This is a genomic window from Epilithonimonas sp. 33E, assembly GCF_059372615.1.
Map to the genome: position 1 here is coordinate 716,107 of NZ_CM182009.1, position 15,079 is coordinate 731,185.

11 protein-coding genes are annotated in these 15,079 nt (G+C 38.2%); 7 read left to right on the forward strand and 4 right to left on the reverse strand.

Going from position 1 to position 15,079, the window contains the following annotated elements:
* Window positions 1-3 precede the first annotated feature (3 nt).
* A complete protein-coding gene (locus AC5P2S_RS03455; protein ID WP_494556232.1) occupies window positions 4-1,293 on the forward strand; it encodes a TolC family protein in 1,290 nt (429 codons plus the stop codon).
* A 587-nt stretch (window positions 1,294-1,880) separates the two neighbouring features.
* Window positions 1,881-3,980 carry a type IA DNA topoisomerase gene (locus AC5P2S_RS03460; RefSeq protein WP_494556233.1) on the forward strand — a complete coding sequence of 700 codons (2,100 nt, stop codon included), beginning with the start codon at window positions 1,881-1,883 and terminating at the stop codon, window positions 3,978-3,980.
* Between the two features lie 124 nt (window positions 3,981-4,104).
* On the opposite strand, the gene AC5P2S_RS03465 is transcribed toward AC5P2S_RS03460, so the two are convergent.
* The gene (locus AC5P2S_RS03465; RefSeq protein ID WP_494556234.1) at window positions 4,105-5,592 is read right to left on the reverse strand and encodes a glycoside hydrolase family 28 protein; all 1,488 of its coding nucleotides are present in this window, start codon (window positions 5,590-5,592) and stop codon (window positions 4,105-4,107) included.
* A 532-nt stretch (window positions 5,593-6,124) separates the two neighbouring features.
* On the opposite strand from AC5P2S_RS03465, the gene fabV reads away from it, so the two are divergent.
* Window positions 6,125-7,327, forward strand: a complete 1,203-nt coding sequence (gene fabV / locus AC5P2S_RS03470) for an enoyl-ACP reductase FabV (protein ID WP_494556235.1) — start codon at window positions 6,125-6,127, stop codon at window positions 7,325-7,327.
* Window positions 7,328-7,420: 93 nt separating this feature from the next.
* On the opposite strand, the gene AC5P2S_RS03475 is transcribed toward fabV, so the two are convergent.
* From AC5P2S_RS03475 to AC5P2S_RS03485, 3 genes are all read right to left on the reverse strand, one after another.
* Complete coding sequence (locus AC5P2S_RS03475; protein ID WP_283416378.1) at window positions 7,421-8,218, reverse strand: lysophospholipid acyltransferase family protein; 798 nt, start codon at window positions 8,216-8,218, stop codon at window positions 7,421-7,423.
* Between the two features lie 43 nt (window positions 8,219-8,261).
* A complete protein-coding gene (locus AC5P2S_RS03480; RefSeq protein WP_120213347.1) occupies window positions 8,262-8,891 on the reverse strand; it encodes an NUDIX hydrolase in 630 nt (209 codons plus the stop codon).
* A gap of 152 nt (window positions 8,892-9,043) precedes the next feature.
* Window positions 9,044-10,396 carry a TolC family protein gene (locus AC5P2S_RS03485; RefSeq protein WP_494556236.1) on the reverse strand — a complete coding sequence of 451 codons (1,353 nt, stop codon included), beginning with the start codon at window positions 10,394-10,396 and terminating at the stop codon, window positions 9,044-9,046.
* 165 nt (window positions 10,397-10,561) lie between these two features.
* Here AC5P2S_RS03485 and AC5P2S_RS03490 point away from each other — a divergent pair, with 165 nt between their 5' ends.
* The 4 genes from AC5P2S_RS03490 (at window position 10,562) to AC5P2S_RS03505 (ending at window position 15,079) form a co-directional block, all read left to right on the forward strand.
* Window positions 10,562-11,251 carry an ABC transporter ATP-binding protein gene (locus AC5P2S_RS03490; RefSeq protein WP_120213605.1) on the forward strand — a complete coding sequence of 230 codons (690 nt, stop codon included), beginning with the start codon at window positions 10,562-10,564 and terminating at the stop codon, window positions 11,249-11,251.
* Between the two features lie 62 nt (window positions 11,252-11,313).
* Window positions 11,314-12,543: an ABC transporter permease gene (locus tag AC5P2S_RS03495; protein ID WP_283416381.1), complete on the forward strand. Its 1,230-nt coding sequence runs from the start codon at window positions 11,314-11,316 to the stop codon at window positions 12,541-12,543.
* A gap of 19 nt (window positions 12,544-12,562) precedes the next feature.
* A complete protein-coding gene (locus AC5P2S_RS03500) occupies window positions 12,563-13,831 on the forward strand; it encodes an ABC transporter permease (protein WP_494556237.1) in 1,269 nt (422 codons plus the stop codon).
* Between the two features lie 54 nt (window positions 13,832-13,885).
* Entirely contained in the window at window positions 13,886-15,079 is a 1,194-nt protein-coding gene (locus tag AC5P2S_RS03505) for an efflux RND transporter periplasmic adaptor subunit (RefSeq protein ID WP_494556238.1), read from the forward strand.

The following is a 15,079-nucleotide window of genomic DNA, read 5'->3' on the forward strand; positions in this document are numbered from 1 at the left end:
ATTATGAAAAAATTACTCTTCATATTATTAATCAATCTTCTTCCCGCTCAGCAGAGTTGGACACTCCAACAATGTCTGGATTATGCTTCAGCCAATCATCCATTGGTAAAACAATCTGCGGTTAATATTCAGAAAAATGAAAGACAGATTTCTGCTGCAAAAGGAATTTTGTTGCCGTCTGTGGATGCTGGAGCCAATCATAATTATAATTTCGGAAACGGAATCAATCAGCAGAATAACCAGCGCGAAGCCATCAATACGCAAACCGATAATCTATACGCGCAAGCCAATTGGGAACTGATGAACTGGCGAAATTACCTCAATATTTCTTTGTCCAAAATCAACAAGGAAAGTTCAACTTTCAAAATGAAACAGGCTCAGAATGAAGTTAAACTGAATGTCATTCAGATGTTTTTCACTTATCAGAACAGCAAAAGCTGGCTCGAGGTTTTAGAAACACAACTTTCCGGAATCGAAGACCAAATTAAACGCACGGAGAAAGAAGTGGAAATAGGCAATCGTCCCAAAAGTGATATTTACGATATCAAAGCCAACCTTGGAACAATGCAGGAACAGTGGGTTTCTGCGAAAAATCAGCGTGACCTTTCAAAGATTAATTTGCTCAATGCATTGGCAATTACAAAAGATACTCTGGATTTCAAAATGACTGAAGAAAATTTGGCTGATTCCAATTTCAACGATGCTAATTTTATCCAAAATCTTCTGGAAAAAAATCCGGCTTATCAAACGACTCTCGCAGAAATCAAAGCCCAGCAGAAAAGTGTAGAGGTTGCAAAATCCGGCTATTTGCCAACCTTGAACGGCTCTTACATCTGGTCAAGTTTTTATAACAAAGTCTTGGGACAGCCAGCTCCGGCCAATTTTTCAGACCAAATTAAAACGAACAAAAACCAGCAATTAAGTTTCGGACTCAATATTCCGATTTTCAACAAACTGCAGGTTAAAAACAATGTCGAGATTGCCAAACTGAATGTCATCAATTCCAATTATGATAAAGATATTGTCATTAATGATTTGACAAAAAGCATCAATTCCATCAAAGCACAATTCCTGAATGCTCAGGAAAAATACAATCTTTTGGAAGCCAATTTCGAAAACCAAAAATTATCATTCCAGAAATCCGAAGAAAAATACAAAGAAGGATTAATGGATGCCTACACATTTTTCGTAGTAAGGAACAATTGGCTTCAGGCGAATTACAACTTGATTAATAGCAAAAATGACGTTATCCAGCAAACAGAACTGCTTAAAGTTTTTGAAGCTGGCTTATAACATTTAGATTCACAATGTCAGTCTGAGCGGAGTCGAAGACTTTCATCAAAAAATTCTTATTATTATTTTCTTATGAATCCTTCCGAAGACTCACACTTTGGAGGGATTTTTTATTGAAAATTATTTGACTTTGTGGAATCAATTCGTTGGGTTTGGGCGCCTTTATCCGCCTTCCGCTCCCAATCTTTTCACTCCACTACGTTGCGTAAAAAGGATTTCCGCTCAAGTCGGGGCGCAAATTCAGCATAAAACAACATTAGTCATAGTACATAATGTTTGGCATTCCGTAGGAAACCTAACAAAGCGGTTCGACGAAGTCAATTTCTACATTTTAGTTTTTTTCGAATGAGAAAAAAACCTTTGTGCACTTTGCGTTAAAAAAATAAATTTATAATCAATCTTTTATAAGCGAACCGCCTCTGTGAACCCTAAAATGTTTTCAATCAATTAATAAAATCTTTATGAACTTTGTGTTCAAAATCCCTCGCTTTTTAAATTTAAAAATCGCATTTTTGCAAACCTTCTCAAGCATAAATCAATGAAACGTTTTGACGTTCCATCTGACTTTAAAAACAATAAAAATTAAGATGAAACTTTGTATTGCCGAAAAACCAAGCGTTGCCCGTGATATAGCCAAAGTTTTGGGCGCTACAACTCCCAAAAGCGGTTATATGGAGGGAAACGGCTATTGCGTTACCTGGACTTTCGGTCATCTTTGTACTTTGAAAGAACCGCACGATTACGCTGAGCATTACAAATCCTGGGATTTGATTTTCTTACCGATTATTCCCAAAAACTTCGGAATAAAATTAATTCCCAATAATGGTGTTGAGAAACAATTTCAAACTATAGAAAAACTGGTTCAGGAATGCGATGAGGTCATTAACTGTGGTGATGCCGGTCAAGAGGGGGAACTCATCCAGCGTTGGGTTTTGCAGAAAGCGAAATGTGACAAACCAATGAAACGCTTGTGGATCTCATCTTTGACAGAAGATGCCATCAAAGAGGGTTTTGAAAATCTGAAACCGGCTGATGATTACAAAAATCTTTATTTGGCAGGCAATGCAAGGGCAATCGGCGATTGGCTTTTGGGAATCAATGCAACACGATTATTCACGAAAAGATTTGGAGGAAACAAGGGGGTTTTATCGATTGGGCGCGTTCAGACACCAACTTTGGCGATGCTTGTTCAGCGTCAAAAAGAGATTGACGCTTTTACGCAGGAAGACTATTGGGAACTCAAAACTAAATATCGCGATGTGCTTTTCAGTGCGTCAATTGACCGATTGAAATCGTTGGAAAAAGCAGAACGAGGCCTGGAATATCTCAAACAGAATCAATTTGAGATTGTCTCTTTTGAAATCAAAGAAGGAAAAGAAAAAAATCCGAGATTGTTTGATTTGACAGGACTTCAGGTCGAGGCCAACAAAAAATATGGTTTTTCCGCAGAACAGACTTTGAATTACATCCAAAGTCTTTACGAGAAAAAATATACAACTTACCCAAGGGTTGATACGACTTATTTATCCGAAAATCTTTATCCGAAAATTGCCGGGATTCTTAGAAGTATGACTATTTATTCGGAGTTTACAGCGTCGTTGCTGGCTCAGCCTATTCCGAAAACAAAAGCAGTTTTTGATGATACGAAAGTGACCGACCACCACGCCATTATTCCGACAGAGATTCCGCCTTCGTCCAATCTTAGTAGAGAAGAGAAGCTGGTTTATGATTTGGTAGCGAGACGATTCATTGCTGTTTTTTATCCTGAATGTAAGATTTCAAATACTTTGGTGGAAGGTCAGGTTGGAACGATTCCTTTCAAAGCTTCGGGAAAACAAATTTTGGAACCGGGCTGGAGAATCATTTATGCCAAAGACAAAAAAGAAGAAAAGGACGAAAAAGATAAAGACGAGGAACAGACGATTCCCGAGTTTGTTGCAGGAGAAAAAGGTGACCACGAGCCATTGATTCATCAGGGGAAAACTTCGCCACCAAAACCATACACAGAAGCAACTTTACTACGTGCAATGGAAACTGCGGGTAAACAGGTTGAAGATGAAGAATTGCGTGAAATGCTCAAGAATAATGGAATCGGAAGACCATCAACACGCGCCAACATCATCGAGACACTTTTCAAAAGAAAATACATCGAAAAGAAACGTAAAAATCTCATCGCCACACAAACCGGAATCGAATTAATCGACACGATAGAAGACGAACTTCTTAAAAGTCCGGAGCTCACCGGAGAATGGGAATCGAAACTCAGAAAAATCGAAAAAGGGGAGTATGAGGCTAATCAATTCAAAGAAGAATTGATAGAAATGGTTACGGATTTGACGAATAAAGTTGTCAATGGGAAATCCAAAATTATCGCATTTCACGAGGAGAAAAAAGTAACTCCAAAAGAAAAAAAGCCAAGAGCGAAAACCGAGATTGTCTGGGAAGAAACACAATGCCCAAAGTGTAAATCTAATAACCTGATGAAAGGCAAAACAGCAGTCGGATGTTCGGATTACAAAGGTTGTGGTTTCAAAGTTCCATTCGAGATATTCGGAAAAAAATTATCAGAAAAACAACTTCAAGATTTGATTCTGAAAAGCAAAACGTCCAAACTGAAAGGCTTTACAGGCGAACAGGAAGAAGGCGTTTTAACTCTTAACGAAGATTTTTCTATCACTTTAAAATAGAATAGTTACTAAAATAAAACCCTTCCAGATTTAATATCCAGAAGGGTTTATAATATTTTTATCTCGCAGATTTTACAGATTAGGCTGATGAATCTGCAAAATTCGCTAAATCAGCGAGAAATAATTATTTCACAACAATCGCTTTTTTCAGACCACTGTCGATTTTATAATCAGTCGAATTATTAATTTTCACATTGTCGAAAAATATATTCTGGGCGTTTTTCCCGACAATTCCTTTTTTACTTGTGATATTCACATTCTTGAAATATAGATTCTCAATCAATTTATCAGGTAATCCTGCAAAACTGAAAGCTGTTTCAGACGAAGAACAATTCACATTGCTTACATAGAAATCGTGAAAGTAAGGCACTTTTTCGCCGGTATGCTGTGCTGCTTCACTCTCTTTTGTGCTTCCCACGGGCGCATCAGCATAGAATGTATCAAACAAAACAGCTTCTTTGATGATGTTTTTCATTTCAATATTATCAATAAAAATCTGGTTCACATCACCGCCTCTTCCGGAGTTACTTTTCACACGGATGCCAATATCGGTACCGTCAAAAGTACAGTTGGTAACATAAATGTTTTTCATTCCGCCATCCGTGTTACTTCCGATGACAAAACCACCGTGACCTTCATTCACAGTACATTCTGCGATGATGATGTTTTGTAGGAGTGCTTCATCGTCTTTCGGCGTTCCACTGGATTTCATACAGATGCCGTCGTCGCCGGCATTCACTTTTGTGTTGTAGATAATCACGTTTTTTGAAGCACTGATGTCGATGCCATCACCATTCTGAGCCCAGCTAGGGTTATAAACGGTTGTATTTCTAATAACCAAATTCGTGATTTGTTTCGGATTGATAACAAACTTCGGCGAGTTTCTGAATGTTGGTCCGTCAATCAAAAGATTCGTCACTTTGGACAGCGTGAACATCATTGGTCTTAGATAATGGTGCAATTGTTGGTACATATCAAGCGTTGCATTCGGCATTTTGGTAATCACTTTGGCCAGTTCTTCCCCACGTTTTGCCGATTCGCTTGGATACCATATTTTCCCGTCGTCACTCAAAACACTTCCTGATTTTGCAACCAACTCCTGCCATTGTCCTGCCGTTGTTTTGAATTTCTTCACAGGTCGCCACGCTTCTCCGGCTCCATCGAAAATTCCTTTTCCTGTAAACGAAACGTCTTTCAGATTATTTCCCCAAATCGGTGGTGTCACTTCAAATTTCCCAGACGAAGTTTCTCGCATTGGGAATTGCTTAATATCGCTGCTGAATTGCACAATCGCACCTTCTTCCACGTGAAAATCGATTTTACTTTTCAATTCGATTGGTCCTGTTAACCAGGTTCCGGCAGGAACAACTAATCTTCCGCCACCGTTTTGAGCAATCATGGAAATCGCTTTTTCAAAAGCTTTTGTGTTTAATGTTTTTCCGTCGCCGACACCTCCAAAATCTTTGATGTTATAATCCTTCTGCGGAATCGTAGGCAAAACCATTTCTCCAAATTTGAAAGGCGCTTTTTCGATGTAATAATTGATGTCGTTTTTCTGTGCTGACATCATCGATACTACAGAAAACGTAAAACCTATTAGTAGTTTTCTCATTGTTTATATTGAAATTTATATTTAAAAAATTGATGATAAAAACTTCTAATGAAAATCATTTATCATTAATAATTCACCATTAATAATTATTTGGGCAGCTTAATCCGCCTGGAGTTTATCCTGAGCTTGTCGAAGGCTCCCAAACCTAACGGAGTGGTTCGACGAAGTCAATCTTTTCATTCCACTTCGTTGCGTAAAAAGGATTTCCGCTCAAGTCGGGCTGCAAGCAATTCTATGTCAAATTAAAGTCTTCGACTCTGCTCCGACTGACAATGTTTATCTTATTACAGTTAGTGTTAGGTTTGTCACACTAAACGGAGTCGAAGCGTCTTTCATAATAATTGAAAGATTTCGGATAAAATTAAACAAAATAACGAATTGCGCAATCGATTGCGCAAAATAAAAAATAACAACACTCGGAAAGTATTATTAAACCTAAGGAAACTCAAAATCGGAATACGCTTTTTTCCACATAATTCTTATTAATTGCTTCAAATTTCTTTAATTTGCAATGCTAAAAATAATTTCAACAATGATTATTCAACCTAGAACAAGAGGATTTATTTGTTTGACTGCACATCCGGACGGAGCGCATCAGGCTGTAAAAAACCAGATAGAATATGTAAAGTCGAAAGGCGAAATCAAAAACGGGCCTAAAAAAGTATTGGTAATTGGTGCTTCCACAGGTTTTGGTTTATCTTCCAGAATTGCTGCTGCTTTCGGTTCAGGCGCATCAACAATTGGTGTTTTCTTCGAAAAACCGGCATCTGAAGGCAAAATGGGAACAGCGGGTTGGTATAACTCTGCTGCTTTCGAGAAAGAAGCACACGCAGCCGGACTTTACGCCAAAAGTATCAACGGCGATGCATTCTCTGACGAAGTAAAAAAAGAAACCATTGAGCTGATTAAAAAAGACCTTGGCCAGGTGGATTTGGTAGTGTACAGTTTGGCTTCCCCAAGAAGAACACACCCAAAAACCGGTGTAGCTTATGCGTCAGTCCTTAAACCGATTGGCCAGCCATTTACTAATAAAACAGTTGATTTTCATACAGGTGTAGTTTCTGATATTACAATTAACCCGGTTGAAAATGACGAAGATATTGCCAACACGATTGCTGTTATGGGAGGCGAAGACTGGAAATTCTGGATAGAAGATTTGAAAGCGGCAGGTGTTTTGGCAGAAGGTGTTAAAACGGTAGCTTATTCTTACATCGGCCCTGAATTGACTTTCCCAATCTATAGAAACGGAACCATCGGCCAGGCGAAAAATGATTTGGAGGCAACCGTTCCGGTTTTGAATGATTTATTGAAAGACTTGAATGGAAAATCTTATGTTTCTGTGAACAAAGCTTTGGTAACACAGTCCAGTTCAGCAATTCCTGTCGTTCCATTGTACATTTCCTTACTTTACAAAGTGATGAAAGCTAAAGGAACGCACGAAGGAACCATTGAGCAAATGCAGAGATTATTTGCTGACAGATTATATACTGAAAATGGAGAAGTGGCGTTGGATGAAGCCGGAAGAATCCGTGTGGATGATTGGGAAATGGCAGACGATGTTCAGGCTGAGGTTGCCAAATTATGGGACGAAACAACCACAGAAAACCTTTCCGAAATCAGTGATATAGAAGGTTATAGAAAAGAATTTTTCAATCTTTTCGGTTTCGAACTGGATGGAATCGATTATGAGAAAGATGCTAACGAGAACGTACAAGTTCCAAGTATTGAAGCTTAGATTTTAGACTTAGAGATAATAGGACTGATAGATGATAGAATTTTTCAGTCTCATTAATAAACACAAAAACGGCTACTTCTCAGTAGCCGTTTTTTATTGTTGAGACTGAGATTTCATCTCTTTCTGTTTGACATCATAATCGTGAAGAAGGTTGTGTTCCGGAGTTTGCTCGATAGCGTGCATTATTTTGTCCAGGATCTGTGTTGCCGATTCATTATCATAATCGATATCCAAAGCCGGTTTGAACTCCATCGTGGGCTTCACACCAGTCACTTTTATTTTCAAACCTTTTTTGTCAAAAGCTCTTCGGAATCCATTAATTTTAATCGGGATTACAACAGGCCTTTGATTTTTAATCAATTTTGCAGTTCCTTTTCTGCCTTGTGCAAAAGCCGAAGTGGTTCCTTGAGGAAAAGTAATAACCCAGCCATTATCCAGGGCTTTCATAATATTTTCAACTTCGGTAAGGTCGACCATCCTGTTTACATTCTGACCTTCTGCTCTCCAGGTTCTTTTTACTGTTACTGCACCGGCGATTTTAAATATCCTTGCAAGGATTCCTTTATTCATCGTTTCTTCTGCTGCAACATAATAGAAATCTACTTTTGGATTCAGAAGATAAACAGGATTTTTTATGGTGTTGTGATAACCATTATTTACGGCACAAAATGCGTGGTACATCGCTGCAACATCAGCAAAGTAAGTCTGGTGGTTGGAGACGAAAAGAACATTGGTATCAGGCAAATCCGTAAGGTTTTCCGTTCCTGAGATTTTCAGTTTATTAAAACCGTTGAATCTTCTGTAAGAAACTAATCCCAGAATGAAAATGATTATCCTCTTCAGAATATAGATGTTTCCAAAAGAATCGGTAAAAATATTTTTTTTTGCCATTGATATTTGATTATAATTTCTAAGGTCGGAAATTACTGCAAAATTAAACATTTTTTAACAAGTTGCTGAACTCGCTCAAAATCATTGATGTAGCTCCCCAAATGATATACCCATTGAAATCGATCACAGGAACTTCATAACCTTTCGTAGAGGGTAAAGCCATTATTTTTGGCCGGTCCGGAAGATTAAGTAAAGATGAAATCGGGAATTCAATCAATTCAACGGCTTCGGTTTCCTGTAAAAAGAATTCCGGATTTTTCTTGGTATAAGAAACAAACGAATGAACATAGAAATTACTTGGCGGAATATAAATCGGAGACATCTCGCGGATGATTCTTACATAATGTTCATCGATTCCCAATTCTTCGGAAGTCTCACGTTTGGCAGTGTAAGCAAAGTCCGGGTCTTCTTTTTCTCTTTTTCCACCAGGCAGAGAGATTTGTCCGCTATGTCTGTCGTTTTCATTCACGCTTCTTACAATCAGAGGGAAATGCCATTCATTATTCTTTAGATAAAGCAGAATATTAACGGCTGCAAACTTCGGATTTTTGGTCAGGATATCTTCGTAACTGAAAACAGGACGATAAGGCGGAGAATAAATTTTGTGTGCATTTTCGCCCAATAATTCCGCTGCTTTGATATCTCTGAGTAAATCTTTTCCAAAAATCTGCATATCTCAAAGATAAGGAAAATTGTAGATTTGAGGATGTATTTATCAAAAGGCACAAATTTTTTGATTTATAAAACTCAAAAAAGTCGCAAAGATTCAACTTTGCGACTTTTATTATAATTGTTGTTATACTTGCGTCTTTGCGATAGAAAAAATTAAAGATTAATTCCACGTCCTGCATAAAAATCCAAAACCTTGATGCTGAACAGATAATTATATTTTGCCTGGGCGACAGAACCTTGTGAGTTTACATAATTATTTCGGGCAATCGTTACATCATAGATTGTAGAGCGTCCGGCTGCGTAACTTTTCTCCGCAAAATCTAATGCGAGTTTAGTGCTTCTTTCAGCTTCTATCGCAGCCAGATAGACTTCATAGTTAGAATCAGCGTTGAACTGCGCCTGCTGGATATCCTGCTTCAACTGGAATTTCTGTTGTTCAAGATTATTTTTAGCAATTGTCTCGTTGATTTTAGTCTGTTCAACCTGAAGTTTTGTAATTCCTTTATTGAAAATAGGAATGTTAGCCGACAAGCCAATTTGCTGCCCGAAGTTATCTTTGTATTGTTCAAAGAAACTGTGTTCCTTTACATAAGGCGCAGTCGGATTTCCAAAATTTAGGTTATTTGTATACAACTGATTGTTGTAAAGGGATCCAATTCCGGCAGTTGCAGAGATAGTAGGCCAGAAATTAGTTTTAATAACTTCCGTTTGTGCTTCTGCAGCTTTTATTCTTATTTCCGCAGCTTTCACGATTGGTTGAGATGTGTAAGCGATATTCAAAACCTCTTCGACAGATTCGGTTTGTGGCGTCAATTCATCGGGAACTGGAATATCAACGACATCAAAATCTTTATAATTAGGAAGCTGAAGAAGCTGAGCCATTGCAAACAATGCTTTATCCACATTGATTTGGGCTGTTTTCACATTTTGTTTTTCTCTTGCAAGAGACGCCGTCGCTTCTGCCAAAACGGTCTGAGCTGTGGTTCCAACATCTGTTGTTATTTTAGCTCGGTCGTATAATCTTTGTGCATTTTCCATTGCACTTTCAGAGATTTTTTTGATTTCTCTGTTCAACATCACATTCAGATATTGCTGAGCGATTTGAAGAGAAATATTATTTTTAATGGTTTCGATATCCTGTAAACTAGCGTCTAAATCAAAACTATTTTTTCGGATATTTTTTTCAAGCCTTCCATTATTATAAACCAAAATATTAGCGCCTACATTTGCATTATTGTTGAAGTTGTCATTCCTAACACTCGTATTTACAAACTGCGAGTTTCCAAAACTTGCAGTATTTGAAATCGTTCCGGAAACTGAAGGCAGATATTCCTTTTTCGCCATTTCCAGATTTTTTGTCTGTACATCTTTGTTGTAAGCCTGCGCCTGGATTTGCAGATTATTTTTAATTGCATAATCCACACATTCCTGAATTGTCCATTTTTTCTGAGAAAACCCCAAAATGCCCAAAGACAAAAGCGAGATACAAAAAACTTTTTTTAGCATAAAAGAAAAATTATACCCAATAAGACATCGGAATTACAAAAATGTTACGACTGCAATTAAATTTTTTTAAATTTCGATTGAATTTAAAAGTCAAAAATATTTTTTATTTGGCTGTAACAATTTGATATTCGGATTTACTTATAATGTAAAATCCAGGCAATGTCGATTCTGAAAATTGAAGACCTCAACAAATCTTACGATACGGGAAAAAGCAAGCTTCACGTGCTGAAAGGTATTAATCTTAATATTAATCAGGGCGAGTTTGTATCTATTATGGGAAGTTCCGGTTCAGGAAAATCAACGTTGCTAAACATTATTGGAATTCTGGACGAGGCAGATTCTGGAATTTATGAATTAGATGGATTTCCTATTAAACATTTGACAGAAGTAAAAGCTGCTGAATATAGAAGTCGTTTTCTTGGATTTATTTTCCAGTCATTCAATTTGATTAATTATAAAACGGCGTTGGAAAATGTAGCGCTCCCTTTATACTATCAGAATGTTTCCAGAAAAGAAAGAACGAAAAAAGCGGAAGAATACCTGGAAAAAGTAGGCCTCAGACAATGGGCAGAACATCTTCCCAGCGAACTTTCCGGAGGACAAAAACAGAGAATTGCTATTGCAAGAGCGCTCATCACAGACCCAAAACTGATTTTGGCAGATGAACCAACCGGAGCTTTGGATTCTAAGACGACTCACGATATTATGAAGCTGCTTCAGGATATCAACAACGAAGGAAAAACGATTGTTGTTGTAACGCACGAACCCGATGTTGCGGCACAAACCAAAAGAAATGTCGTCCTGAAAGACGGAAGAATAGAGAGCGACGAATTCATCAATCAAATTGTATTATAAGGCTTCGAGATCCTCGACCTGACAAAAATAACAACTATATACCATCAACCAAAAACCAAAGTATGTTTGACTTAGACCGCTGGCAGGAGATATTCAGTTCTATTCGCAGTAATGTATTGCGGACGGTGCTTTCCGGTTTTACGGTGGCGTTGGGATTATTCATATTCATTGTATTGTTCGGGATTGGAAACGGGCTTAACAATTCATTTTCGAAAGCTTTCATGAGAGATGCGACCAATCTCATTATGGTTTTTGCCGGAAAGACAACGATTCCTTATGCCGGGCTGCAATCTGACAGGCAGATTTCATTTAATAATGATGATTTTGATGCTGTTGTAAAACAAAGTGGTAAAAAAATGGAGTACGGTTCGCCAAGATATACCACCAATCTTACCGTTAAATATGGAAAAGAAAGTGGCAATTATCAGATCAATGGTGTTCTGGGTGACGAAAAGTTCCTTGAAAACCGTACAATGATAGACGGACGCTACATCAATCAAATGGATAACGAACGTAAGCAGAATGTCGCTTCTATCGGCAGAATGGTTTGGCGGGATTTGATACGCGACGGAAACCCGATTGGAAAATCTCTGGAAATCAACGGGACAATGTTCAAAGTCGTTGGTGTTTTTGAAGATCCTGGTGGCGATTGGGATGAGAGACATATTTCGGTTCCGCTTTCCACACTTCAGCAGATGAAAAAAAGTTCGGACACTATTAGCACGATAATGCTGTCTTATGACCAAAAACTGACACCAGACCAAGCCGTGGAATATGGTAAAGAAATAGAAAAAAATATCAGAAAAAGACACCAGATTTCTCCGGACGATCAGCAGGGAATTTTCGTTAATAATAATGCGGTCAATACCAAAGATTCTTTTGCATTCGTATTTGTAATTACTGTTGTTGTAGGATTTATCGGACTTGGAACTTTATTGGCAGGAATCATCGGTATCAGTAATATAATGGTTTATATCGTCAAAGAAAGAACCAAGGAAATTGGTGTACGAAAGGCAATTGGTGCAAAACCTGCCGGAATAGTCGCTTTGATTTTACAGGAAAGTATCGTTATTACGGTAATTTCGGGATTAATAGGGGTAGGACTTGGAGTCTTGGCTTTAAATCTCATCGGTAACCGGCTGGAAGAATATTTCATTACAGAACCTTCTGTTGGTTGGGGGCTTATTATAGCGGCGTTTTTCTGTCTTGTTCTTTCAGGAACCATTGCAGGATTTGTTCCGGCTTACAGAGCATCCAAAATAAAACCTATTGAAGCTTTGAGAGCGGAATAATAAAAATTATCAACTAAAGATGAATATACTTTTTAAAAGAGATACCTGGCAGGAGATTTATTATTCCCTTCGGAATAATAAGCTAAGGACTTTCCTCACGATGATAGGCGTGGGCTGGGGTATGTTTTTGTATGTCAGTCTTTTGGGTGCGGCAAAAGGAATGGAGAACGGCTTCAACAAATTGTTTTCCGGCTTTGCTACCAATTCTATTTTTCTTTGGTCACAAAGTACCAATATTCCGTATGAAGGTTTTCCGAAAGGCAGAGCAATGAGCCTTCATCTCAAGGATATCGATTATCTTCAGAAAAAGATTCCGGATATAGACTACATTTCTCCGCAAAGTGTACGCGGAAACTTCGGGACGCCGGGCGACCAGATTTCCAGAAACGGAAAGAAAAATACCTATATGATTACGGGTGATTTTCCAGTTGGTAACCAGATTTCCAAGAAAAAATTATTGTTCGGAAGATATATTAATGATGCTGACATCAGTGGCAAGAAAAACGTCATAGTGATAGGAGAGGAGGTTTATAAGAATCTTTTCGATGCCAAGAAAAATGAAAACCCGATAGGAAAGTCGGTGAATCTCAAAGGGATTTTCTTCTCGGTTGTTGGTGTTTTCCGTGTGGGAAAAGGGGGCGGAATGGAGAATGACCGTTCAGCGTACATCCCGTTTTCAACATATTCAGGACTTTATAATGAGGGCGACAAAGTTGGTTTCCTGGCCATTGTCGGAAAACCTAATGCCGATGTCTCCGTCATAGAAAACAAGGTAAAAGACGAGTTGAAAAAGATCAATCACGTTTCGCCGGAAGATACCAATGCCTTTGGAAGCTTTAATCTCGCTAAAGAATTTAAGAAGCTCACGGGATTTCTTACAGGGATGCAATTATTAACAATTATTGTCGGGACGTTAACGATTTTGGCCGGTGTTATTGCCATCTCAAATATTCTCCTAATCACAGTAAAGGAAAGAACTAAGGAAATCGGAATCCGTAGAGCGTTGGGCGCAAAACCAGCGGAAGTACGAAACCAGATTCTTCTGGAAAGTGTCGTGATTACTTTGTCATCAGGATTACTGGGATTTTTATCCGGAATTTTCTTGCTGATGATTCTGAATATTGCCACGATGAACAACGATTCATTCCCATTTTATAATCCGACGGTTGATTACAGCAATGTATTCACGGCAATGGGAATTATGATTTTCCTTGGATTGATTATCGGATTGATTCCGGCGCAAAGAGCGGTGAAAATCAGACCTATCGAAGCATTAAGAACAGAGTAAAACTAATAATTAACAATTAAATATTAATAATTAAAAAAACTATATTTCTACATAATGGAAAAGAAGAAAAAATTTACATTCAAAAAAGCGATTTCCATATTTCTGGGATTGATTTTTGTGCTGGCTGTGGTTGGCGGAATCGGGTATCTTGTCAAATCCAATTCTAAGGAGAATGAAGTGTTTCTAACGAGAAAACCAACGATCCAGAATCTTGACGATAAAGTTATGGCAACAGGAAAAATCGAACCCCGCGAAGAGATCGAAATCAAACCGAATATTGCCGGGATCATCCAGACTATTAATGTAAAGGAAGGCGATAAAGTAGAAGCTGGGCAGCTGTTGGCAACCATCAGAATTGTCCCTAATATCACCGAGGTCAATAATGCAACAATGCAAATCAATAACTCTCAGATTCAGCTGGCGAATGCAAAAATTAATGTCGAAAATCAGCAGAAGCAATATGAAATGCAGGCGAAATTGTATAAGCAAGGTGTGATTTCCAAGCAGGAATATATCACGGCTCAGCAACAGTTGGAAACAACATTGCAGCAGCAGAAATTAGCAAGTCAGCAATTGAATGCGGCTCAAAAGCAACTACAAATCGTAAGAACAGGCGCTACACCGGAATTGCAAAGCATGGCAACCACTCAGATCCGTGCAAAAGCCGCCGGAACTGTTTTGGAAATTCCTGTGAAAGTGGGAAGCCAAGTGATTGAAGCTAACTCCTTCAATGCCGGAACTACAATCTGTTCTATTGCTGATCTTAATTCTTTGATTTTTAAAGGTGACATTGATGAAGCCCAAGCCGGAAAACTGAAGCAAGGAATGGATATGAATGTTGTAATAGGTGCTTTGCAGAACAAAAAATTCCCAGGTAAAGTAACCTTAATTGCGCCAAAAGGAAAAGAGGAAAGCGGTACAATTAAATTTGCTGTGGAAGGTGATGTTTTCAACAAAACCGGAGAATACATCAGAGCGGGATTCAGTGCTAATGGTGAGATTTTGCTGAGCTCTCAGAAAAATGCATTACTTTTAGATGAATCATTGATTCAGTACGAAAAAGGAAATAATAAATCTTTTGTAGAAGTCAAACAGCCTAACGGAAGTTTCAAGAAAACTTATGTGAAATTAGGCGCCAGTGATGGTATTAATGTCCAGATCCTATCCGGAATCGATAAAAATGCTGAAGTAAAAGTTTGGAATCCTTCCGATAAAGATAAGGAAGAACTGAAAGACAAAAAGAAATAG